At 48.5% G+C, this 22,778-nt stretch carries 20 protein-coding genes; 15 read left to right on the top strand and 5 right to left on the bottom strand.

The window, feature by feature from the left end; genetic code table 11:
* From CFREI_RS09060 to CFREI_RS09025, 8 genes are all read left to right on the top strand, one after another.
* Positions 1–828, top strand: coding sequence for an EamA family transporter (locus tag CFREI_RS09060; protein WP_027011921.1), 828 nt, complete (start codon positions 1–3; stop codon positions 826–828).
* A 461-nt stretch (positions 829–1,289) separates the two neighbouring features.
* Positions 1,290–2,321 carry a glycosyltransferase gene (locus CFREI_RS09055; protein ID WP_027011922.1) on the top strand — a complete coding sequence of 344 codons (1,032 nt, stop codon included), beginning with the start codon at positions 1,290–1,292 and terminating at the stop codon, positions 2,319–2,321.
* 17 nt (positions 2,322–2,338) lie between these two features.
* Positions 2,339–2,941 (top strand): YveK family protein, encoded by a 603-nt coding sequence (locus CFREI_RS09050; protein WP_027011923.1) that lies wholly within the window; start codon positions 2,339–2,341, stop codon positions 2,939–2,941.
* Positions 2,941–4,365, top strand: coding sequence for an O-antigen polymerase (locus tag CFREI_RS09045; RefSeq protein ID WP_027011924.1), 1,425 nt, complete (start codon positions 2,941–2,943; stop codon positions 4,363–4,365). Before CFREI_RS09050 ends, CFREI_RS09045 begins: the two co-directional genes overlap by 1 nt.
* The gene (locus CFREI_RS09040) at positions 4,362–5,378 is read left to right on the top strand and encodes a glycosyltransferase family 4 protein (RefSeq protein WP_027011925.1); all 1,017 of its coding nucleotides are present in this window, start codon (positions 4,362–4,364) and stop codon (positions 5,376–5,378) included. The genes CFREI_RS09045 and CFREI_RS09040 overlap by 4 nt, the downstream gene beginning before the upstream one ends.
* On the top strand, positions 5,378–6,466 hold the full coding sequence (locus CFREI_RS09035; RefSeq protein ID WP_035111356.1) for a polysaccharide pyruvyl transferase family protein: 1,089 nt from the start codon (positions 5,378–5,380) through the stop codon (positions 6,464–6,466). The genes CFREI_RS09040 and CFREI_RS09035 overlap by 1 nt, the downstream gene beginning before the upstream one ends.
* Positions 6,466–7,686, top strand: coding sequence for an MATE family efflux transporter (locus tag CFREI_RS09030; RefSeq protein ID WP_027011926.1), 1,221 nt, complete (start codon positions 6,466–6,468; stop codon positions 7,684–7,686). The genes CFREI_RS09035 and CFREI_RS09030 overlap by 1 nt, the downstream gene beginning before the upstream one ends.
* A 5-nt stretch (positions 7,687–7,691) precedes the next feature.
* The gene (locus CFREI_RS09025) at positions 7,692–8,528 is read left to right on the top strand and encodes a glycosyltransferase family 2 protein (RefSeq protein ID WP_027011927.1); all 837 of its coding nucleotides are present in this window, start codon (positions 7,692–7,694) and stop codon (positions 8,526–8,528) included.
* A 70-nt stretch (positions 8,529–8,598) separates the two neighbouring features.
* On the opposite strand, the gene CFREI_RS09020 is transcribed toward CFREI_RS09025, so the two are convergent.
* Positions 8,599–10,071 (bottom strand): sugar transferase, encoded by a 1,473-nt coding sequence (locus CFREI_RS09020; RefSeq protein ID WP_084170649.1) that lies wholly within the window; start codon positions 10,069–10,071, stop codon positions 8,599–8,601.
* A 543-nt stretch (positions 10,072–10,614) separates the two neighbouring features.
* Between CFREI_RS09020 and CFREI_RS09015 the strand changes: the two genes are divergently transcribed.
* Positions 10,615–11,985 carry a DNA polymerase IV gene (locus CFREI_RS09015; RefSeq protein ID WP_027011929.1) on the top strand — a complete coding sequence of 457 codons (1,371 nt, stop codon included), beginning with the start codon at positions 10,615–10,617 and terminating at the stop codon, positions 11,983–11,985.
* 20 nt (positions 11,986–12,005) lie between these two features.
* Here the strand turns inward: CFREI_RS09015 and CFREI_RS09010 are convergent, their stop codons facing one another.
* A complete protein-coding gene (locus tag CFREI_RS09010) occupies positions 12,006–12,923 on the bottom strand; it encodes an asparaginase (protein WP_027011930.1) in 918 nt (305 codons plus the stop codon).
* Between the two features lie 40 nt (positions 12,924–12,963).
* On the opposite strand from CFREI_RS09010, the gene CFREI_RS09005 reads away from it, so the two are divergent.
* Positions 12,964–13,689, top strand: a complete 726-nt coding sequence (locus tag CFREI_RS09005; RefSeq protein ID WP_420834525.1) for a WKL family lipoprotein — start codon at positions 12,964–12,966, stop codon at positions 13,687–13,689.
* 67 nt (positions 13,690–13,756) lie between these two features.
* The gene (locus CFREI_RS09000; protein WP_027011932.1) at positions 13,757–13,954 is read left to right on the top strand and encodes a YgaP family membrane protein; all 198 of its coding nucleotides are present in this window, start codon (positions 13,757–13,759) and stop codon (positions 13,952–13,954) included.
* A 104-nt stretch (positions 13,955–14,058) separates the two neighbouring features.
* Here the strand turns inward: CFREI_RS09000 and CFREI_RS08995 are convergent, their stop codons facing one another.
* Positions 14,059–14,934 carry a hypothetical protein gene (locus CFREI_RS08995; protein WP_027011933.1) on the bottom strand — a complete coding sequence of 292 codons (876 nt, stop codon included), beginning with the start codon at positions 14,932–14,934 and terminating at the stop codon, positions 14,059–14,061.
* 132 nt (positions 14,935–15,066) lie between these two features.
* On the opposite strand from CFREI_RS08995, the gene lspA reads away from it, so the two are divergent.
* Genes lspA through CFREI_RS08980 form a run of 3 tightly spaced genes read left to right on the top strand, consistent with a single transcriptional unit; the run spans position 15,067 to position 16,892 of the window.
* Positions 15,067–15,471: a signal peptidase II gene (gene lspA / locus CFREI_RS08990; protein WP_240483194.1), complete on the top strand. Its 405-nt coding sequence runs from the start codon at positions 15,067–15,069 to the stop codon at positions 15,469–15,471.
* Positions 15,471–16,397 carry an RluA family pseudouridine synthase gene (locus CFREI_RS08985; protein WP_027011935.1) on the top strand — a complete coding sequence of 309 codons (927 nt, stop codon included), beginning with the start codon at positions 15,471–15,473 and terminating at the stop codon, positions 16,395–16,397. The genes lspA and CFREI_RS08985 overlap by 1 nt, the downstream gene beginning before the upstream one ends.
* Positions 16,398–16,892: a hypothetical protein gene (locus tag CFREI_RS08980; protein WP_027011936.1), complete on the top strand. Its 495-nt coding sequence runs from the start codon at positions 16,398–16,400 to the stop codon at positions 16,890–16,892.
* 11 nt (positions 16,893–16,903) lie between these two features.
* Here the strand turns inward: CFREI_RS08980 and rarD are convergent, their stop codons facing one another.
* A complete protein-coding gene (gene rarD / locus CFREI_RS08975; protein WP_027011937.1) occupies positions 16,904–17,755 on the bottom strand; it encodes an EamA family transporter RarD in 852 nt (283 codons plus the stop codon).
* Positions 17,756–18,334: 579 nt separating this feature from the next.
* Complete coding sequence (locus tag CFREI_RS08970; RefSeq protein ID WP_027011938.1) at positions 18,335–19,093, bottom strand: SDR family oxidoreductase; 759 nt, start codon at positions 19,091–19,093, stop codon at positions 18,335–18,337.
* 111 nt (positions 19,094–19,204) lie between these two features.
* Between CFREI_RS08970 and dnaE the strand changes: the two genes are divergently transcribed.
* Positions 19,205–22,762 carry a DNA polymerase III subunit alpha gene (gene dnaE, locus CFREI_RS08965; protein ID WP_035111724.1) on the top strand — a complete coding sequence of 1,186 codons (3,558 nt, stop codon included), beginning with the start codon at positions 19,205–19,207 and terminating at the stop codon, positions 22,760–22,762.
* Positions 22,763–22,778: the final 16 nt, after the last annotated feature.

Below are 22,778 nucleotides of genomic sequence, written 5' to 3'. Positions count from 1 at the left end.
ATGGGTCAACGTTTCGCCGCTCCGGGTTTGATGGTCTTTTCGGGACTTTCGCTCTATGCCGGTGCCGCAATTGCCGTCGGTTTATTCGATGTTTTGCCGCCGGTAGTCGTCGCTTGGTTCCGAATTGCAGCTGCAGGGATACTATTAATTGCGTTACGACGTCCCGCCCTCGAGGCATTTTTTGGACATGCAGGTGCTATGGCCACCATGTTTGGCTTTGTAACCCTTGCAATGAATATGGCTTTTTACCAGGCCATTGCATATCTGCCGCTTGGTACTGCGGTAGCAATCGAATTTCTGGGTCCTATTGCGGTAGCGGCTTGGGGGAGTAGGAATTCCCAGGATTGGTTTGCGCTGCTTCTTGCTAGCAGTGGTGTCTTGTTTATGTCTGGTGCTCAGTGGTCTGCGAGTTCTTATGGAGTTATGTTCGCGTTGCTTACCGCTGTGTTATGGGCAACGTACATTCTTTTCGGTGCGCAGGTAGCAAAAACGAACTCAACGAACAGTTTGGCTATTGGATTCTTTTGGGCCGGGATTATAACCTTGCCTTTTATCTTTGTCCTTTGGCCCACAAGCGGGGTGGCAATGCCACTCTGGCAGATCGCCGGGCTTGCGGCTGGTTTAGGGCTTCTTAGTGCGGTGATCCCATATAGCCTGGATCAAATTATCCTTCGAATGACCGGGCCGGCATATTTCGCTATGCTCCTAGCGCTTCTACCTTTGACTGCCGCACTACTTGGGGCCGTGGTACTTGGCCAAACGCTTACAGGGGCAGAGATCTTTGGGATCCTGGCGGTTGTGGCTGCAGTGGTCTTACGTAGTCGATAGAGTGTTTTATTGCCATTTTTATATTAGTTACTTACTAGAATATTGGGCCAGCTTGCAAAGGTGGCTATATTGCATTGAGATTTACGTTTCTGCAAAGCGAAATATGGAATTCGGTGGAGGCGCTGTTTTGGCAGTCACGCGATAATGTAGTCGAATATATGTGCGTGGAATTGTGCCGTGCCGGCTTCTGCAAGGTCCATTTAACTGGTATTTCTCACCATGTCTTGCAGAGCGGATCAGCTGAAGAGCGCTGGATGATGTGCGGTTGGGGCGTCGATAAGCCAGGTATTTATTGGAAACCCGAAATATACTTCCAGTGAAAAACTTAAATATTTTCACTGCATAACGTGGGCATTTAATGAGTTTATAAGGTTGATCTTCAAAAATGCTCCAAAATTAATTAGTTTTCCTATGTACTATTGCGCGCAAGCTGACGCATTGTGGTGCTGAGAAAGGAAAAAATGCGAGTTCTACATGTAACAGAGTGCTTAGCGGGAGGCGTGCAAACGGCGCTTGAAGGATATGTAAAAGCAACACCCGAGATTGAGCACTTTGTTGTCGCGAACTCACGTCGAGGCGAAAATCTAAGTACGGGACGCGTAGCAGGCTGTGAAGCATGTCTGGAACTGCCTACGAATCATATACGCGCGATAAAGTATCTTATTGCCGCTATCAGGAAGATACAGCCCGATGTGATCCATGCGCATTCTTCTTTTGCGGGGGTATATAGCCGTATTGTCGCACTCGCCTCAAAGACGCCAGTGGTATATACCCCGCACGCCTTAGCCTATGGGCGCCCGGATTTTCCGAAATCAAGGCGGCTGGTATATCGGGCACTGGAGAAAATCTTAAGTAAAAATACGAAGGTATTCGCTGGCTGTTCCGAGCATGAAAGCCAATTATTGCGCAGGCTAAGCGCCAACACTCCCGTTGTAACTATTCCAAATGCGCTTCCGCCAGATCACCCATCGGCCACATTGCATTGGAAGGCAAAAACAACGCATGTGGTTGGCATGGTGGGCAGAATTAATGATTACCGTGATCCCCAACGTTTTACAGAAATTGCAAAGTTAGTGCGAATGCAAAATCCAAATGTGAAATTCATATGGATCGGTGATGGTGATAATCAACAGCGAGCATTTTTGCAAACACAAGGTATTTACGTAACCGGTTGGCTCAATAGTATTGAATTACAACGGAAAATCACTGAGCTTTCCGTGCTGCTTTACACATCCAAATGGGATGGTTTTCCAATGGTGATTTTGGAAGCGATATCATCAAAAGTGCCAACCATTGTTGCTGATATTCCACCGCTTAGAGAATGCCCGCGCCCAGCGCGATTTAGTACTACTGAAGAAGCAGCAGAAAAAGTACTTAAAGAACTTGAATTAAATATGCCGCTAGCGGATTTTTGGGACCCTCTTATTGAGGCACACACGTTTGAAAATCAAAAAAAGGCGTTAATTCGAACTTACGAAATTGCAACGAGTTAGAGAAAAGCTTTATATCTATGACCTATGGGTGGAAACTCGGTGTTGTCCGAGTAGTGATATGGCTGTGTATTCCATTGTTTGCGGCCCTTGGCTGGCAAGCGGGGTACGCATACAACCAAACCCTGGAAATTACATATGTAGTGGATTCCAAAATCATGGTAACCAATCCGCATATCGAAAATCCCGAAGAGAAGACTCGTTTAGTTGCCTTAGGGAAAACCCGTGATGACACACTGTTATTAGGGGAGGCCATTAATTCAGAAGACTTCCGGCGTCGACTTGCACATAACGCAGGAGTAGATGAGGAATCGTTTGAAGTGACCGGTACGGCTACCCGCTCTACACGAGTTATTACAATTCGGGTAGCGTCGCAAGAACCTGAAACGAGTTCACTCGTGTCCGTAAAGGTATTTGACACAATGCACCAGTATTTAGAAGAAAACCGGGGCTTGTTGTATTTTGATACCGGAATTCTACCTACGCGGCCAGAGGGAATTTCCGCATTTCGTGCAGGCGCTGGAGTGGATTGGCCCGTTGCCGGCACCGCGTTAGGGCTTCTTACCGGCATTACATTGGTTGCAGTAAGTACGCGATGGACTTTTCCGCGTAAGGGGCACTAATGAAAAGAAGACGCCGCAAGATACGCGAACACACTACCGAACGGACACGGTTTCCATGGTGGACCAGCCCAAACCTGCTGATTGTAATCAGCCTTCTTGTGGTCTTATATGTCATTCTTGCCGTGGATGAAGAGCAGTATAAGCATTGGGAAACCCCAAAATACGTCACCAATGTGGAAGGCGTAGAAACAGCTGGGATTATTATTGCGGTTTTGCTGGGTGCCATTGTAGGCAGAGTTATTGGGCGGAAAACACAGCAAGATTATCTAGAGGAAACGCGAAGATTCCTAAATACAAAATTGCTCACTATAGTTTTTTATTTTTTTGTATTACTCACCCTTATTGGATACGGAATCTGGATTGTAAAAGCAGCTCAAAGTGGTGCTACAACTGCTGCACTCCTAGCTACCCTTCAAGGAGATCCCGGCGCAATCTCTGAGTTAAAGGGTGTTGCTCAACCTTCTGCTGGGTTGACTACCCTTACCCAATTCGGTCCGATTGTTGTGGTGCTAGGCGTTGCACGGGAACGTATTGCAGGTAAAGGCTCAAAGATTGTGGTGGCGCTTGTTATTGCACTTTCCCTACTGCGGTTTTTCTTTTATGCAGAGCGTATAGCGTTTCTTGAAGTGGTGGTGCCTTGGGTGGTCCTTCTTGCAGCATTTTGGCCCAGGAAGGTGAGATTCCATCGCACGCGATCTGTGATTATTGGGGTAGCGCCAGTAGTTATGGGCGCCTTAGTGTTCGGGTTATTTGCCCTCGGAGAATATTTCCGATCGTGGACATTTGTTCGTGAAGAAACGGGGCAATCATTTGCTTCATTTATTACTAGTAGATTTATTTCGTATTATGCAACTGCCACAAATAATGGAGTGTTATATGGTCGATTAGCGGCCGAACACAACTTAAACCACAATATATTTTATATGTTCTATAACCTGCCTGGAAGCCCTTTTGGAAACGATAGTGTCGCCGGGGCTGATTTTGATAAATGGTGGGGATTACAGCTTGAACTTTTTGCCAATCCAAGCTTAACTAATACTGGCACCATATTCCCTTTGATTGGAGAAATAACATTAGCTCCAGTCATTGTGTTATTTTTTATTCTTGCCTTGACTTCAAGTGTGCTATATTTTAAAGCTAAGCATGGGCACTTAATTTCAATTTTGGTAGTTCCAATATTGTGTTTTGCTGCCCTGGAACTGCCTAGAATTTCCTACCTGTTACTAGGTAGGTGTGTGCCAATTTTTCTTGGAATATTCATTGTTTGGTTTTTATTTGATATTTGGCGTGCACTGGGGCGTGGGCAAGAAATCAAGGAGCCCGAACCGCCATCGGCTGCAATGCCAAACGTGACGCAAGAATCGCTCCCTAGCCGCTATAAAGTGGCGGTGCATCCAACAAGAACAATGCAAAGGAATGTATGAAAAAAGTATATTACCCTGGGCGAATCCTTAACCGAAATGTTGGAGGGAATACCACCTATACGCGAGCCATTGCAGAGGGCATCCGCAAACATGGATGGCAGGTGGGAACGCTTCCGTACCATGCAAAAGCACCTATTACTGCACTTCTCGAGCAAAAATCCGCTTTTGAGAGGCCAGTTCCGGGTGAATTAGTCCACTATAGTGCGGACACTGGACCATTAGTGCCAGTGCGCAGGCCATCATTGGTTACCGTTCATGGTGTGGCTAGTGCAGTAGCCGAAGGAGTTCGCAACCCTGTACAGGAATTCACCTGGCGGAGTAGAGTACGAGCAGCCATGAAATTTACGGATGCCCTTATTACAGTTTCGGAATCCAGCGGCGAAACTTTACAGGAAGTGTTTGGTGTGGCGGCATCGAAAATACATATTATTCCGCATGGCATAGATAATGAGTTATTCTCAAAGCCCACCACCGGGACCGAGGTAGTACGCCAACAGCTCCCCAACGAATATCTGCTCTACCTAGGGAATATTGAACCGCGGAAAAATCTAATCTCCCTCGTTGATGCAGTAGACAAACTAAAAATTCCTTTGGTAATCGCCGGGCGAGCTGCATGGAACTCTGAAGAAATCGAACGCCGAATCGCTTTGAGTTCGAATGCGATTCGCCTTGGCTTTGTGTCCAATGAAGACCGGGTATTTCTGCTCCAAAATTGCAAAGCATTTATTTTCCCCAGTCTGTATGAAGGGTTCGGTTTCCCGGTGCTTGAAGCCATGGCTGCTGGTGCCCCAGTGTTAGCCACTCGCCGAGGTTCACTTCGCGACGTCGCCGGCCCAGCAGGTTATATCAAAGACGTGACCAGTGAAGCAATCGCTGAGGCGCTTGAACAATACCTTGGCGATGAAGAATGGCTTACCAGCGTAATCCCAGAAGGAAAAGCATGGGCAAAAACCTTCACTTGGGAAAACAGTGTTTCCGCGCATGCACGGCTCTACCAGGAGATTATGAACTAATGGCACAAAAAATACTGATTATGCAAGCCTATAGTGCACACAACCGTGGTGATGGCCTACTCGTTGATGAATCTATCGCCTTAGTTAAAAAGGTATTCGGCAATGCTGTGGAATTAGAACTTTTAGCATCAGATCCAGCCAGCTTCGAATACCTTGGCATACCTGTGTACAACACAAAGCCCGGAAAGTTTGGCTATTCAAGGCAATACCTACGTGTCCTACGAAATCTCAAAGAATACGATCTTCTTATCGGCGTTGGCGGCGGCTACCTACGGGCAGGCCATCCCGTGGAATTCCTAAAGTGTCTACTGGTAATGGTTCCCCAACTTTTCGCCGCTGGATTTTCCACAACGCCGAGCGTATATCTTCCACAAAGCATCGGTCCTTTTCGGTTTGGTACCGTACATTTGTTTAGGGCCCTGGTCGGCAAAATATCCACATTTATGCTTCGCGACGACCGCTCCATCGAGGAAATCAAACTAGCTAACTGTATCCGGTTACCAGACCTTGCGATAAGTTCACCAGAATTCACTGAATCACTCGAACGCAATACCGAAACTACAGTTGATAAGACCGTTATCCTCACTACCCGAGCGCTTGGGGGAGTGCTCCCGCCCCTAGTCAAAGACTTTGGCGAGCTTCTTCACAAACACGAGATTCCCACAGTTGGTTATATTCAAAGTGCGGTTGGTGGAAATAACGATACAGAAGTGCAACAACAGCTCACGGGCATTCATAATATTTCACCAGCGGAGTATCTTCGCCAAGGAAATCAACCACCACAAGTTGTTGTAGCGGTCCGACTTCATGCAGCACTAATGGCACTCAAAGCAGGGCACTACGTGATTCACCTTGCATATGAACGTAAAGGATTCTCCGCATTTGCTGATGTTGGATTGTCAGAATGGGTGCATAATGTCAACAGTTTTGATCCAAATGTAGTGTTTCATCAAGTTGAGGCCCTGCTAAATAACGAGGAAACCCGCGCTAATTATCGTGCGGCTTTGCTACAACAAAAGCGTCCATTAGAGCAAAAATACAATGAAATGGCGGAAGTACTTCGTGCCAGCATGAGTGAATCAAAATAATGCGCAAACTTCTCGGTCTGAGTAATGCACTAGCCGGCCTGCTTGCCCAAGTATTCAGCAGCCTTAATAGTTTTCTCTTTATTATTGTTACCGCATGGTACCTTACATTAGGCGCACATGGTTATTTCGTATTTGGTGTCGCAATATGCCAAATTATTCTCAGTTTGGTTCGCGCTTTATGTGGTGAAACTCTTATCGTATTATCCACTCGCGGTAAAGACTCTAAAGCGGAACTCAATGCAGGTCTTAGTGCTGCCGGAGTGGCTGCGCTTATAGGTGCACTGATCTGTGTTGTCTTAGGGCTTGTATGGCAGGAATACCAACAAATTCTCCTGGTGACGGCAGCGGTGGCAATACCAGTGTGCATTATGGATGTTGTTCGGTACTGTGCGATATCGCTGAAACGGAGCTACGTTCTACTCACTGGTGACTTCTTTACCTGTATCGGCACGGTGTCTGGGTTGCTAATAGTAGGAGAGTACTCGCAACAGCCGGGGGCTTTCCTAGCGGTATGGGGTTTAGTATGCGGCATTGTGGCCGCTTTCGTTGGTATATGGTTGCAATTGCGGATTGTGAGTATTGGAAAGGCCTGGTTGTGGCTAAAACAAAACTTTTCCCGAAGTTCCGCATTTTTTGCAGAGGCGGCACTCGGTGCAACCGCAGGTACCGCAATTTTGGCTGTTATGGCTCTTGCCATAGACAGCGAACAGATCTCGATTTTCCGCACAGCGCTTACGATCATGGGAATAACCGGGCTTATAAATAACTTTTTGCGCAGTACGATTCTTCGCGAATTATCTCCAAAAAAACTTGAAGATACACGCTACCTATATCGTACGTTTGCATTGATGATTGCGGCAGTTTCAATCGTTATTATCGTATTCGGACTTTGCATATGGTTGGCGCCTATATCCCTCACCGCTGTGATATTCGGCGATAATTTTGTGGAAATACTCCCAGTATTATTGTTCGCAGTAATGCACCGAATTTTTGCTAGTTGCTCGACTATTCCCACGATATTCTTAAGAGCTCAGGGAGTAACATGGTCGGCAACAAGACTCCGCTTTATTATCGTCACTCTTGGCATAATTACTGGGCCGCTCGCCGCATATTTCGGAGGTGCGCAAGGCGCAATTCTTGGTGATATGTTCACCTATTTCTGTCTTTTTATTGGATTAAGCATACTTGTAATCCGTACCGCTAACACACGTAAGGTTTAGGCATAATGCAAACATATGGAGTTGCTATTCCGATGCTCCGTCCAAGCGAGCATCTACAAGACGTTTTGAAAGTGCTATCAGAACTCGAATGCCCGCCGGTGGCTGTGGCTATCAATGATCAATCTAATGGCGATGAAATCGCTAAAATATGTGAGCGTTTCAAGGATAAGTTTGATTTTCTGGTTCGGACGACCAAAACAGATCCAACAGGAATCTCGTCTTCCAGAAACGGTGCGATAGCTGCCATTGTGGACAAAGCAGACTGGGTTTGTGTGGTGGATGATGATTCGCTATTGGAAAACCCGCCGATTAGCCGCATTGAGGAATTTGGAAACGCAAGCGCTATAGCAGGCCACTTTATTACAACCCGAGTCCCAGCATCAGCTGATCACCGTTTTATTATCGACCGTCATACGATTTGGACGCACGTGATCGAATCCGGTTTGTTTCTACGAGCATCTTTGCTGCAGCAAGGAATGCTCTTCGATGAAACCTTAGGTACGGGTGGGCCAACTCCGTGGCAATCAGGAGAAGGCACAGACCTACTGTTTCGGTTTATGCAGTACGGGCCAGTTATGTACGACCCAGAATATAAAATCCACGCAACAACGAATGAAGCTCCGGACTTTCCTATAGCCAAACACCGTCGTTATGCCAGGGGAACCGGGTATGTTTTGCGTCGCTGGTGTCCCATATCGCAGCAAGTTCGAGCGATTTTAGGTCCATTACTCCGTATGGGAAGAGCCGTGGTGCAACGAGATTTCCATCAGGTTAAATTACACGCCAATATTGCTTGTGGAAGATTCGAAGGGCTTATTGGGCGGACACTTTCGAAGCTATAAAAATAAACCCCGGCTGCGTTCACAATGAATGAACGAGCCGGGGTTTATTGGACTTTTGGTTGAGAAGTGCTCAGTACGCACCTTCTGGTTTTAGCACTGCTTTAAGTGTTGCAAATATAATCCGTATATCAAGGCAAAAGCTCCAATTGTCTACATAGTAGAGGTCAAGGGCTTGGGCTAATTGTGGGCTAAGATTTGAGCGTCCACTGACTTGCCATAGGCCGGTGATTCCTGGAGGAACTTCAAGCCGCATGTGCATATCGCTATCGTATTCATCGACTTCGCGCTGTACTTGTGGGCGCGGACCAACGACACTCATGGTTCCATTAATTGTATTGAAGAATTGGGGCAGTTCATCGATGCTGTATTTGCGGATGAACTTTCCAACCCGAGTGACACGAGGATCGTCTTTCATTTTAAAAAGCAACGATTGCCCTCCATTTTGTTGGATCAGTGCTTGGATTTTTTCCTCGGCATCAATGCACATACTGCGGAATTTCCACACATAATAGGGTTCGCCCTTTTTCCCGATGCGTTCGCTTTTATAGAAAATAGGGCCACCATCTTCAAACTTGATTGCGATCGCGGTAATAATCATGACAGGGGAGACAATAATGAGCATGATTACGGAAAAGGTAATGTCGAATCCTCGTTTTACCCAACCGTTTGCGGCGCTGATTCGTGGACGTTCAATCGACAAGACTGTTCGTGGGCCGATTGGGGTAGCACTCAGTCGGTTTTCGGCGACGCCCTCGAGCATTGGTTCCAAGTAGAGTTTTGCTTTTGCATTGCGAAGATGCCAGGCGAGTCGCCGAAGATTTTTATGCCCAAAGTTGCTTACAGAAGCTACCCACACGGCGTCGCAACGAAAACGTTTTGCTATTTGCGCAACATCCATATTGGACGTGTAAGTAACTACCTCACAATTTTCGATCTTGCGTAGTTTATGCTGGTTTTCTGGGTCGGTGAGTGAAACCGCCGCTACCTCATGGAAAGGAAACCTTGATTCAAAATTATTTCCGACTACATCAAGAATATCGTCGGATTGTCCGACGAATAGTAGCCGGGAAGGTCGTGCACGTTTTACGCGGCGGATAATAAGCGCAGTGATTGCGCGTGATGCGGCAATAAGCAGGAACCCACTTGGGAAACTAATTGCTAGATATGGGTTTACCAGGGGGAGACCAAAAAACGCATCGACGATTGCTAAGCCACCCGCGACATAAAAAGTGCTCTTTAGCGCCATTTTTATGCCAATGTTGCTGCGGAGGCAGGCATCTAATGTGTACCCTTTTTGATACCAAATTCCCAGCATCCATAGGACTGCAAGTGCGGTAAGACCTAGTAGGTGCGTCTTATCCGTTAAATTCGGCGCGTTGTATTGGGCGTACCGGTTGCTTAGGGTAATTCCCAGCAGTAATGAAAAACCAATGGCGCAGAAGTCCGTAATCGGGACGATATGCCGTGGCTTCCAGTGAATATCTGGAGATAACGAAGTGGTGGATGATGAGTGTAGGGAATGTTTAGATTTGATAATTGTCATATGCGTAAAAGTTGTTGAGCAGGTGGTTGCCTTCGATATTTTGATTGCGAGCAAATAACAAAGAGGTAGAGCGAATATGACTAGTAGAAACGACACGACTCGAGAGGTCAAGCGATCTATAGAAAATAGCTGTTATTCGAATGAGAAATTAATGTAAATCTCAGTTATTGGTGCAAAATTCACCGCTTAATTTAAGTAAAAGAAACGCTCTGGTGTCGGTCATTGAGGGCTGGTAAGACGAAGGCTAACGGTCAAAGGGCCTAAGTTATATATTCGCAATTGAGTTATGAAAATGTTAGCCATTCCTGTTCTATGTATACCGAGCTTGAGTGTGTGCGTGATAGCCGTGCATGGATTACATTTGCTTTATAAGTGTAAGCGAAAGTTTATTCTAAAGATGGCATAGAGAAGACTAAATGAGTGTGGCGTATGTTTTGCGTCGGTGATACTGGAAATCTTTTCGATTCCTAATAGGATGCCGAGTGATTTAATCGAACTATCATCAGAGTTTTATGGTTTCCAGCCTTCCTTTACGCTAGTTTTATGCAGCGCTGGGTATTGCACATTGATATGGACGCTTTTTTCGCCTCCGTTGAACAGCTCACTAGACCCACGCTTCGAGGAAGACCCGTACTCGTGGGCGGTCTTTCTGGCCGTGGAGTTGTTGCGGGGGCGTCCTATGAGGCACGAGCATTCGGTGCGCGCTCCGCAATGCCAATGCAGCAAGCACGAACACTAGTAGGTTTCCGAGGTGTAGTGGTATTACCCAGATTTATTGTGTATTCAACGGCTTCGCGGCGCGTGTTTGAGCTGGTCCGCAAAAAAGCAGTCAATGTAGAGCAGCTTGGCATTGACGAGGCTTTTTTGGAACCCCCTGAAATACAAGGTGCGAGTGCCGAGCATGTCCGTGAATGGGCTAATGAACTACGGGCGTTAATTCGGCAGGAAACAGGTTTACCAAGTTCAGTAGGTGCTGGAACCGGTAAACAATACGCAAAAATTGGTTCTGGCCTGGCAAAACCCGATGGAGTGTGTGTTATTTCTGCTGCTGAACAAAGCCAAATGCTTGCTCCAATGCCAGTGCGCAAGCTTTGGGGAATTGGGCCTGTTGCTGAAACAAAATTACAGCGAATCGGCGTCACAACAATTGGTGAATTTGCCGCACTCAATGCCAAAGACGTTGAAGTGACGCTCGGTTCGCTTGGGTTGGGTTTATGGGAACTCGCCCGAGGAGTGGACAACAGACCACTAGCTGAACGGGCGGAAGCTAAGCAAATTTCCAGTGAGCATACGTACCCCAAAGACCTACTTACTCGAATTGCTGTAGATGCGGCGGTGGAGCGGGCTGCACAAGAGGCATTGCGGAGGCTAGCTAAGGATGGGCGTGGTGCCCGCACTGTCACAGTAAAACTCCGAATGGCTGATTTTCATTCGGAAAGTCGATCAATGTCGTTACCGTTCGCGTCAGATAATGAAGCGGTACTTCGGAATGCCGCGCGAATGCTTACTCGGTACCCCGATGATGTTGGGCCAATTCGGCTTGTGGGAGTTTCTTTTTCCAATCTTGAGCACGTGTATCAAGAGTTGTTGTTTCCTGATTTAGCGCCTGCCGCAAGTTTTGATTCAGATTGGGAAAGCGGTGTGCGAGGCAGCAATGCGCCAGCAATTGAAGTAAACGTTGAGGATTCGCGAGGGTGGCGCCCAACCCAGGACGTGTTTCATCCCGGATTTGGCCATGGGTGGGTGCAAGGAGCGGGTCATGGTGTTGTGTCGGTGCGGTTTGAAACTAGGACTACCATGCAGGGGAAAACACGCAGTTTTGCTATCGATGACCCCTTGCTTGAAGTTGGAGATCCGCTACGAAGCCTCGATTGGGATGATTGGTTAGCAGAAGATGAGGCCATCGATACGTAAAAAGCCTGGGTTTGCAGTCGTTAGAATAGCGTTGCGGGGTGTGTACCGGTTGCCACTGCAATAGCAAGAAGAACCCGCGCCTGTCCAGAGCGGAAATATGTAGATCCAATGGCACCTTTCGCCGCGAGTGTTGCACCGCCGCCGACACCCCCATACGTTCCGTGGACATCGCCACGTGGTACCCGCGTAGTGATTACCACGGGAATGCCTTTCCCCAGTGCCTCTTCGAGCGCTAGTGCGACTTCTTTGCCAACATTGCCGCCACCCATGCCTTCAATAACGAGTCCTTGGGTGCCTGCGGTGATCGCGGCGTCGATAAGATCGCGGGGGGCTCCGGGGTAGGCCGAGATAATGTCGATGCGAGTGTCTTTCAAGGGGCGGGGGAGTAGAGGTTCTGCGCGAGTCGCCTCTTCGGGACCATTGGTGGCGAATGCCAGTTCGTCAGTGGTATGCCATTTGACGCACCCCCGAACGGGGATTACGGCATGGCAGAATACAATCAGCACGCCAAGATTTTTTGCCGAGTTGTCACTGGCAATAATGATTGATTCGAAAAGGTTGGTTAAGCCATCTGATTCTGGGTGGTCAAAAGGTTTTTGTGCGCCGGTAAATACGACGGGTCTGTGGTCTGAGTGGAACGTATCCACAGCTAAAGCTGTTTCTTGCATGGAATCCGTACCGTGTGTGACCACTACACCAGTAACATCTGGGTCTTCGAGGGCATCGTGAACAGCAAGAACGATCTCGTCGATATCGGCGAAGGTCATACTTGCGGAATCAAGTCGTGTGAGTTCGCGAACCTCAATGGACGTATTGTCAAATCTGCTGATAAGTGGCTGAACAAGCGCTTCCCCACTTACAGTAGGAATAAGGGCGCCATTGGGGTCTGTTGTACATGCGATTGTGCCGCCAGTGGTGATCACGATAATTTTGCTCATAGCAATAGCTTAGTGTGGCCACATTTGCATCACGTGTACCATGGTTTCGCATTGTGGTGATAGCCCGAACTCGAGGCATCGAAGAGGAGAGTATTCAGTGAAGAGAATTTACACCGCCGTAACCATCGGCGTCGCTGCCTTCACGCTTAGTGCGTGTGGGTCGTTGCCGGGAAATATTCCATTCCTTGGGGGTGATTCTGAGACGTCAAAGACGTCTGCCGCTTCCAGTTCTGCGTCTTCGTCTGCTGCATCTTCGGCGAATGCGCCGCAGCCTACGGCTGATGATCTTAATGCGGTACTGGCGGTTGCTACCAATCCAGATGCTTCCGTAGAGGAGAAGATTCGCACTGTACAGGGTGGCGAGGCTGCTCCAGAACTTTTTGAAACTATGACGCGCTCAAAGCAAGAATCTGGCGCTGATTTCCAGGTAGTTCCACCAGTTTTGCCTGGTTATACTCCAAATTCAGTATTGGCTACCGTGAATTTCACTCTTCCTGACCGCGAACCTCAGGTTGCGGACAATGTGGAATTTATCTTCGAGGACAATACCTGGAAGCTTTCCCAAACTTGGGCTTGTACATTGATTACAAATACCGTGCCCCCAGAACAGGTTCCACCTATGTGCCATGGTGATGTTCCTGCTCCTGTCCCACCGCCTGCCGACGCTCCGCCACCTCCAGCTCCAGCACCGGGTGAACCAGGCGCGGAGGTACCACCTCCACCTCCTGCAGAACCTCCCGCTGCGCCTCCAGCACCGGCACCATAAACCCCTGTGAGTGTTAATTCACTCACAGCCCCTCGCCTCGCATAGGGGAAATTTCTAGGCTGGGCCCATGAAGAAAAACGAACGTTTCCTGGACAGAGTTATTCGCGTAGGCATTGGCGCTATTACTGGTGCGATTGCTAGGGAAACTACGGGCCCAGTTTCCAAGGCTATGTGGGCAATTTCAGCCATTATGTTGGGCACTGCCGCTACGGGATTCTGCCCACTATATCGGGTATTTGGTATCTCTACATGCAAAGTGTCGTGATTCCGTAGCATCCATTAGTGGATAATTACAGCGAATAATTATTGCCTCAGGGCAAGGTGTCGCTTTCAATAGTGACTGTCTTGCCCTGGGGCAGTTTCTAATAGTTACTTATATGCAATGCGAGTTGTTGCGGTTTGAGTGACCGTGACATTGGAATCGCCACCATATTGCACCGTAGTGGTGAATTGAATGTTTCCTTTCGGGAGAGGGTTTTGCAGATCAATAACCAAACTGCCCTGCGAATTTGTCTTCGAATCGAGAACTTTTAGATCTCCCATGGATTTCCCCTGAGAATCCGTGACTGGGAGTGCCCCTACAGCTGGTCGCTGCTCAACTACTACATCCAATTCCACCTGCGAGCCTTGGATTTTTTTGGCAATAAATGTGGTGGTTTGAAGTAGTGTGGAGCCGCCGCTGACTCTGCTTTCTACCTGCCATTTGGCCCCCTCGCCGATTTCTTCTTCAGGGAATACAATCGGCATGTTCAGTACATGTTGGAGGAAACGTTCTGTTGCTGCTCGGGCGGTATCGGTGGCATTTGGCGGTGCGGAGAATTCAAGTGTTTCAATCCGTCCGGTAGTGTCACCTTGCCAACTGACACGAAAGTCCTTTGCAGTTGCGAGTTCTTCGTTGAGGCTGCTATCAGAGTAGGTGGGGGTACCAACGGTTAGTGTTACCTTCCGCTCATCGCTTGCGTTTGCGGTCACGGGAAGAGTCATTGTTTGGATTTCTTCGGGGGATTCGTCTCCGTTTGAGGTGGTTTGATGGAACCCATCATCAACGGTGAGCGTCGCCTGTTGATCTTGGCTGGTTGGTTGGAAACGTAGTGTTTGCTTGTTTCCGCTTCCATTATTATTTACTGTTACTTTCACTGCATCGGCTTGTACGGCGATGGGGGGGTCACTCGTGCTGTCCTCTGCGCAGGAAGTGAGCAGGAGGGCCGCGCACAGGGCGGAAAGTATACGGGTTCGAGCTTGCACATGATCCAACCTACCGAAGCGCGGAGTGGGAAAACACCTACCACATAAGGAATGATGTATTGCGTGACCAATAAGGCGAGACTCGTATTAGGGATAATCCCATTCGTAGCTGTGATCGATCAGCTTTCGAAGATGTGGGTGCTTCAGACATTGACTCCGAATGTCCCAAAACCAGTGATTGGTGATTGGTTTCGGTTTCTATTGCTATTTAATCCAGGTGCTGCGTTTTCCATGGGGCAAAATCTGACCTGGTTATTTACACTTATCCAATTGAGTTTTGTGGTTGGTGTTGCGGTGTATGCGCGGCGTGTTACCCATACCGTCCAAGCGATTGGGATTGGGATGATTGCGGGTGGGGCGCTGGGAAACCTTATTGACCGGCTTGCACGGGAACCAGGTTTCTTTTTCGGCCATGTTGTGGACTTTATTTCAATAGGGAGTTTTGCCGTATTCAATATTGCGGATAGCGCAATTACTGTCGGTGTTGTGGTTTATCTTATTGGTGTGATGATGGAGGAACGAAAGGTGCGTGCCTAATGCGGGAGTCTCGCCAAATGCCTGTCCCCGAAGGGCTGGATGGTATGCGTGTAGACGCCGCGTTATCGAAATTACTTGGTATCTCTCGAACTAGTGCGGCAGAACTTGCCGCAGCGGGGGATGTGTTTATAGACGGCAAGCTTGTTGGTAAATCGGACCGGCTTGCGGCGGGCACATGGCTGGATGTGACTTTGCCCGCCCCAAAGGAACCGTTATTGCCAAAAGAAGAACTCGTAGAGGGTATGGATATTCTGTACTCCGACGAAGATGTCATTGTGGTGGATAAACCCGTTGGGGTAGCGGCGCACCCTACGGTTGGTTGGGATGGGCCAACGGTTATTGGAGGATTAGCGGCTGCCGGGTTTCGGATTTCTACCTCGGGGCCACCAGAGCGAAAAGGGATTGTGCAGCGCCTGGACGTTGGCACTTCCGGGGTGATGGTGGTCGCGGCGTCGGAACGCGCATATACAGTGCTAAAACGCGCATTTCGGGATCGGACGGTGACCAAAACATATCATGCCCTAGTTCAAGGGCACCTTGACCCATTATCGGGGACGATCGAAGCTCCGATTGGCCGTCACCCCTCGGCTGGTTGGCGGTTTGCCGTAACAAGCGACGGTAAACACTCGGTGACACATTATGAAACCATTGAGGCGTTTCGTGAAGCCTCATTATTGGAGATCCATTTGGAAACCGGGCGTACTCACCAAATCCGCGTGCATTTTTCGGCATTGCACCACCCTTGTTGTGGCGACCCAATGTATGGCGCGGACCCTAAGCTTTCCGAACGCCTGGGCCTTATCCGGCAGTGGCTACACGCCGTTCACTTGGGTTTTACGCATCCTGCGGACGGTCGTTATATGGAAATTACTTCGCCATATCCGCCTGATTTGCAACACGCGCTCGATGTTCTTCGTGAGGGGTAAATGGAAACACGCGTTGTTGTAGCAGGCTTATCGACGGCCGCGCTTATTGCGCTTGTATTAGCGCTTGGGCAATCTGATCGAGTTTCCAAACCTATGAATATCAATGGAGATTCTCTTGGCATGGATAATGAAACTCCCGAAAACTACCAAGCCCGTGCTCGAATTTCCCTTGAAGAGGCAGACGAACCTTCGTTTGCATTGATTACCTTTACCGAGCCCTTAAATGCAGGTGAAGCAAGTATCTTGCTTAAACCGCTGCCACGAGTCAATGCACGCCTTACAGAAACCGCAGCAATTCCATTGCCGGAACCCATAAAAGGGAAATCCCGAGCCGATGTTTTAGGCAATGAACCAATCCCCGGTGTAATCGTTCACGCCTCCGGTGACCTATTGCGAACAGTGGCTGAGGATAAGCGTGTCTTTGCTATTGAAGTACTACCACCAGATGCCGCTTGGGGGCGCTTTGGCATTCGCCCGGTGCGTTTTCATGAATGAGTGGGAGTTGGTTATCGATTATTTCGGTGCAGGAGTAAGTCCGTAAGGTAAATACTCACCGAAATCCAGATAATAATAAAACCTAGCCACCGTATTGGGCTGAGTTGTTCCTGCATAACCAACACCGCCCATAACATCTGCACACTCGGGGTCATATACTGCAACATTCCTAAAGTGGAAAGTCGAATAAGTTTTGCTGCTTTACCAAAACATAAAAGTGGCACAGCAGTAATGATCCCCGTGGAAATCAAAAGTAAGGTGTGGGAAATTCCATATTGAAACATCGTGCTGGTGTGATTTGCTTCGAGCACCAAAAGAAATCCAGCAGCAAATGGGAACAATACCAGGGTTTCCGCAGCTAGTGATGTCGATGCACTGAGCTGAATTCGCTTTTTAATCAGCCCATAAAACCCAAAACTAAAAGCGAGAATGAGCCCAAGAATTGGGGGTTCGCCACCCGCAATAGTGATAAGCAACACAGCAGCCGTTGCAATAGCTACCGAGAGTTTCTGTAGATTCCGCAGCCGTTCCCGCAGAAAAACCATGCCTAGCAATACACTCACCAAAGGGTTAATAAAGTATCCGAGTGCGGCTTCCGCAACATGCCCACTATTAACCGCGATCACATACACCAGCCAGTTTATGGCAATCACGATCGCGGCCAGCACTATTGTTAGCCAGGTTGTTCGTGGTGTGCTTCGAAGCTCTTTCAGCCCACCGGTATACCAAATAAGCCCAAGCATAAGGACGGCCGTCCAAACGATGCGATGGGCAAGAATCTCCATTGGCGCTGCAGGCGCAAGCAATGGGAAAAAAGCAGCAAAAAAGCCCCAAATGCCGTAGGCGAGTACACCATAGACCATAGAGTCGAACAGTACTCGCTCATGTGGGTGATTACCTAGTTTTCAACCTTGTCTTGAAAGCCAGATGTTTTGAAGGTTAGGTTGGTTTTTGTTCTTGGCTGTTTTGGGTGGCCGAACTTGCTTGGAAATGGCTAATGCTGCTGATTTGCATCGCTTTCCGGGGGGTAGCCGGTTTCTAGGTTGTTTGAGCTGCTTTCCTTGGGTGTGGGCTGGGCTTTCCGGGGTGTGGGCTGGGCTTTACCTGCAGTTTAATAGGCCCACCCTATCGTACTGGTAATGTTTTCATCCCTACTGTCGCAGATTCCATAAAATCGCCCGAAAATCGCCCGAAAAAATGGAATTTGCGACAGCAACCCATGTTGTGCACAATCGTTGACCTGGGGTTTGTCGCAGATTCCATAAAAACAGCCGAAAAAATGGAATCTGTGACAACACGCCCAACCAGCGTCTGAAAAGACCGACCAGACCCCCGAAAAGACTGAGCACCTCCCAACCAGATCTAACCAAATCCCAGGTCACCGGACGTACACAACCAAACCACCGGACATAAAGCACACAAAACTCACAAACAAGGAGCGGTTATGTTTCGAGTGCTTCAGGGGATTCTGGCAAAATCTGTCCACCATCAATAACAATGCCTTGGCCCGTAATGTACTTTGCAGCATCACTGGCTAAAAACGCGACAGTGTTGCCGATATCATCGATTGTGCCCAAAGCCCCGCTAGGAACTGAACGCGCCATTTGCGCGATATAGGTTTCGCCAAGTTCCTCTAGACCAGGTGTGAGTACATTGCCCGGCAAAACCGCATTGCAGGTAATTCCGTAGCGGGCTAGTTCAATTGCGGCAGTACGAACATATCCAAGTTGTGCCGCCTTGGTCGCTCCATAATGCGCCCAGCCAGGAAAGCCTGTGTAGTTGCCGGTAATGGAACTGGTGACAATAATTCGACCGGCGGTAGAACGTCGTAATTCTGGCAATGCGGCAACCACCATATTTGCCATACCGCCAACATTGAGCTCGGTAAGTTGCCCGATGGCCGCGGCGTCGATATCCGCAATACTTGCTTGGGGATATGCGCCGGCATTTGCCGCCAGAATATCGACGCCCCCAAAACGTTCCACTGTTGCAGCGATAGCGGTGGCGCAATCGACTGGGTCGGTGACATCGCAGGCGATTTTGGCAAAGTCGGTGATGTTCGCCAAATGCTGGTCATCCAATGCTGCAACCATGACACTTGCGCCCGCATTGGCAAGACAGCGGGCAATACCAAAACCAATTCCGGTGGAACCACCAGTAACAATTGCGGTGCGACCAACCAGGCTAAATGGTGAATTCATAGCGGTACTCCTTTCTAAGGGGGATACCCGCCACCGTAGTCGCTTATGCATAAAACCGTGGTGCAATTGGGCTCCAATAGTGGCTTGAAAGGTGTCGTACAATTGGCACCTATGAGTAATTCCTCCTTCGTTCATCTGCATAACCACACCGAATACTCAATGCTTGACGGCATGGCGAAGGTGGACATGCTTGCCGCCGAAGTGAAACGTCAAGGGATGCCCGCAGTAGGCATAACCGATCACGGAAACATGTTCGGATCTGATGCGTTTTATAGAAAAATGGTGGAAGAAGGCATTAAGCCGATTATTGGAATCGAAGCCTATCTAGCGCCTGAATCCCGCTTTAATAAAAACCGGATTCGTTGGGGTGAACCACACCAAAAAGCCGACGATGTTTCTGCCTCTGGTGCGTATTTACACCAAACAATGATCGCGGAAAATGCAACAGGGCTGCAAAACCTTTTTTATCTTTCCTCAATGGCGTCCTATGAAGGTCAGTTAAGTAAATGGCCTCGTATGGATGCGGAACTTATTGCGGAAAATGCAACAGGAATTATTGCCACTACAGGATGCCCGTCTGGAGACGTACAGACTCGCCTCCGTTTAGGGCAATTCAATGAGGCACTGGAAGCCGCAGCAATGTGGCAAGACATTTATGGCAAAGACAATTACTTCCTAGAGTTAATGGATCATGGGCTCGATATTGAAAACCGAGTTCGTAGTGAATTGCTAGAAATTGGCAAAAAACTCAATCTACCGCCATTGGTCACCAATGACTGCCACTATGTGCTCCAAGACCAAGCACACGCACATGAGGTAATGCTTTGTGTGCAAACAGGCAAGACAATGCAAGACCCAGACCGCTTTAAATTCGACGGGGATGGCTACTTTATTAAATCGGCGGCAGAAATGCGCGCTACCTGGGACAACCTAGTGCCTGGTGCATGCGATAACACCTTGCTTATTGCCGAACGGGTCCAAGACTATAGCTCCCTTTGGCAACCTCACACCCATGACCGTATGCCCATTGCCAATGTGCCTAGCGGGCATACCCCAACATCGTGGCTTAAACACCAAGTAATGGAAGGGTTAAAAGAACGATTCCAAGGCGCGCAAGTGCCCCAAGCATATATTGATCGGGCTAATTATGAGATCGAAGTAATTGATATGAAGGGGTACCCTTCCTACTTCCTCATTGTGGCTGAGCTTATTAAATATGCACGTTCCGTTGGAATCTTGGTTGGTCCGGGTCGTGGTTCGGCAGCCGGCGCGCTCGTAGCATATGCCTTAACAATTACAAATATTGACCCAATCCAACACGGGCTGCTCTTTGAGAGGTTTTTGAACCCAGAACGCCCCAGCGCACCCGATATTGATATCGACTTCGACGACCGCCGCCGCGGCGAAATGATCCGCTATGCTGCGGAAAACTGGGGAGAAGACAAAGTAGCGCAAGTGATTACCTTTGGCACGGTGAAAACGAAACAAGCGCTCAAGGACTCGGCGCGCGCACTTTTTGGGCAACCCGGATACCAAATAGCAGATCGGATTACAAAAGCCCTTCCACCAGCGATTATGGCAAAAGACATTCCACTATCTGGGATTATGGATCCCGAACATGAACGCTACGGAGAGGCCGGAGAAGTCCGAGGACTTATTGAATCCGACCCGGATGTGAAAAAGATTTATGAAACTGCCCGCGGTCTTGAAGGCGTGGTCCGGCAAGCTGGCGTGCACGCCTGTGCGGTCATTATGGCTAGTGTGCCGTTGCTTGACTGCATCCCAATGTGGAAGCGTCCAAACGACGGAGCGCTGATTACTGGCTGGCCATATCCAGCCTGCGAAGCAATTGGCCTACTGAAAATGGATTTCCTTGGGCTGCGAAACCTCACCGTAATTGGTGACTGCATTCAAAATATTCGGGCAAACAAAGGTGAGGAAATCGATTTGGACACCCTCACCACTGAAAACGAAGCAACCTATAAACTGCTTGCGCGTGGCGATACTCTCGGCGTATTCCAGCTCGATTCTGGCGGCATGCGCGAATTGCTTAAGCGCATGGAGCCGACAGGCTTTGATGATATTGTTGCCGCGCTTGCACTCTACCGTCCGGGTCCAATGGGCATGGGTGCACACTGGGCCTACGCTGACCGGAAAAACGGCAGGGAAAAAATCACCCCGATTCACCCAGAGCTGGAAGAGCCATTAAAAGAAATCCTCGCCGATACTTATGGCCTGATTGTGTACCAAGAGCAGATCATGCGTATTTCGCAGAAAGTGGCCAATTACACCGCTGGTCAAGCCGATGGATTCCGAAAAGCAATGGGTAAAAAGAAGCCCGAAGTGTTGGCAAAAGAGTTTGTAACATTCGAGGCCGGGATGAAATCGAATGGTTTCTCCGATGGTGCGATTAAAGCATTATGGGACACAATCGAGCCTTTTGCATCATATGCGTTTAATAAATCGCATGCCGCCGGGTACGGGTTGGTCTCATTCTGGACTGCTTATTTAAAGGCCAATTACACGGCCGAATACATGGCGGCTTTGCTTACTTCCGTGGCAGACCGTAAAGATAAATCCGCGATTTACTTGGCAGATTGCCGCCATCTTGGAATTAAAGTACTGTCTCCAGACGTTAATGAATCTGCACTAAACTTTCAATCTGTTGGTGAGGATATTCGATTTGGTTTGGGTGCTGTACGTAATGTAGGCGAAGATGTCGTTGAATCTATTGTGCGAACCCGAAAAGAGAAAGGCCCGTTTAAAGATTTCTCCGATTATTTGGATAAAATTGACACCTTGCCGTGTAATAAGCGAGTAACGGAATCGCTAATTAAAGCGGGTGCATTTGATTCTATGGGGCATCCTCGCAGGGGTTTGGTACTTATCCATGAAGATGCAGTTGATTCAGTTATTTCCACTAAGAAAGCTGCTGATAAAGGACAGTTTGATCTCTTTGCAGGCTTTGGCGGTGAAGCGGAAGAAAGCTCGAACATGTTTGCGGTTCAGGTGCCGGATGAGAAATGGGAGCGTAAGCATGAATTGGCGCTGGAACGTGAAATGCTTGGCCTGTATGTTTCTGGGCACCCGCTTGATGGCTATGAAGAGTCTTTAGAGGCGCAAACCGATACGGCGTTAACGACCATTCTTTCTGGTGAGCTCAAACATGGTACTGAGGTTGTAATTGGTGGGATTATTTCCTCTGTTGACCGAAGGTTCTCTAAAAAGGATGGATCCCCATGGGCCATTGTTACCGTTGAAGATCACAATGGTGCTTCGGTTGAATTGCTGGTATTCAACAAGGTTTACGCCATGGTGTCGAGTTTGATTGTTGAAGACAATATCATTCTTGCTAAGGCCCATATTTCCATTCGCGATGACCGCACAAGTGTCTTTTGTGATGATCTTAAAGCCCCTGAATTAGGGGTTGGTGGAGGATCCGGTCTGCCGGTGCGTTTAACACTCCGAACAGATCAATGTTCAATGGCGAACATTGCAAAGCTAAAAACCGTGCTTGAAGCCAATCCTGGCGAATCGGATGTGTATTTGAACCTGGTAGATGGTGACCAATCAACTGTAATGATTTTAGGTGAACACCTGCGGGTTTCGCGTGGTGCAAACCTCATGGGAGACCTAAAAGCGACTATGGGGGCGGCGATTTTGGGTTAGCAAATGTCACATCTGT

The organism is Corynebacterium freiburgense (genome assembly GCF_030408815.1).
In the GTDB taxonomy this organism is placed as follows: Bacteria; Actinomycetota; Actinomycetes; order Mycobacteriales; family Mycobacteriaceae; genus Corynebacterium; species Corynebacterium freiburgense.
Note: the sequence above shows the minus strand (reverse complement) of the source record. Positions and strands in the feature narration are given on the sequence as shown.

Bases quoted from the DNA above. Each gene is read 5' to 3' on its own strand.
- lspA (WP_240483194.1), top strand. From the start codon at position 15,067: ATGTGGGTGCTTCAGACATTGACTCCGAATGTCCCAAAACCAGTGATT.
- CFREI_RS09015 (WP_027011929.1), top strand. From the start codon at position 10,615: ATGCAGCGCTGGGTATTGCACATTGATATGGACGCTTTTTTCGCCTCC.
- CFREI_RS09005 (WP_420834525.1), top strand. From the start codon at position 12,964: ATGGTTTCGCATTGTGGTGATAGCCCGAACTCGAGGCATCGAAGAGGA.
- CFREI_RS09010 (WP_027011930.1), bottom strand. From the start codon at position 12,923: ATGAGCAAAATTATCGTGATCACCACTGGCGGCACAATCGCATGTACA.
- CFREI_RS09035 (WP_035111356.1), top strand. From the start codon at position 5,378: ATGGCACAAAAAATACTGATTATGCAAGCCTATAGTGCACACAACCGT.
- CFREI_RS09020 (WP_084170649.1), bottom strand. From the start codon at position 10,071: ATGACAATTATCAAATCTAAACATTCCCTACACTCATCATCCACCACT.
- CFREI_RS09055 (WP_027011922.1), top strand. From the start codon at position 1,290: ATGCGAGTTCTACATGTAACAGAGTGCTTAGCGGGAGGCGTGCAAACG.
- CFREI_RS08985 (WP_027011935.1), top strand. From the start codon at position 15,471: ATGCGGGAGTCTCGCCAAATGCCTGTCCCCGAAGGGCTGGATGGTATG.
- CFREI_RS09000 (WP_027011932.1), top strand. From the start codon at position 13,757: ATGAAGAAAAACGAACGTTTCCTGGACAGAGTTATTCGCGTAGGCATT.
- CFREI_RS08980 (WP_027011936.1), top strand. From the start codon at position 16,398: ATGGAAACACGCGTTGTTGTAGCAGGCTTATCGACGGCCGCGCTTATT.
- CFREI_RS09050 (WP_027011923.1), top strand. From the start codon at position 2,339: ATGACCTATGGGTGGAAACTCGGTGTTGTCCGAGTAGTGATATGGCTG.
- CFREI_RS09030 (WP_027011926.1), top strand. From the start codon at position 6,466: ATGCGCAAACTTCTCGGTCTGAGTAATGCACTAGCCGGCCTGCTTGCC.
- CFREI_RS09025 (WP_027011927.1), top strand. From the start codon at position 7,692: ATGCAAACATATGGAGTTGCTATTCCGATGCTCCGTCCAAGCGAGCAT.
- CFREI_RS09040 (WP_027011925.1), top strand. From the start codon at position 4,362: ATGAAAAAAGTATATTACCCTGGGCGAATCCTTAACCGAAATGTTGGA.
- CFREI_RS08970 (WP_027011938.1), bottom strand. From the start codon at position 19,093: ATGAATTCACCATTTAGCCTGGTTGGTCGCACCGCAATTGTTACTGGT.
- dnaE (WP_035111724.1), top strand. From the start codon at position 19,205: ATGAGTAATTCCTCCTTCGTTCATCTGCATAACCACACCGAATACTCA.
- CFREI_RS09060 (WP_027011921.1), top strand. From the start codon at position 1: ATGGGTCAACGTTTCGCCGCTCCGGGTTTGATGGTCTTTTCGGGACTT.
- CFREI_RS09045 (WP_027011924.1), top strand. From the start codon at position 2,941: ATGAAAAGAAGACGCCGCAAGATACGCGAACACACTACCGAACGGACA.
- rarD (WP_027011937.1), bottom strand. From the start codon at position 17,755: ATGGTCTATGGTGTACTCGCCTACGGCATTTGGGGCTTTTTTGCTGCT.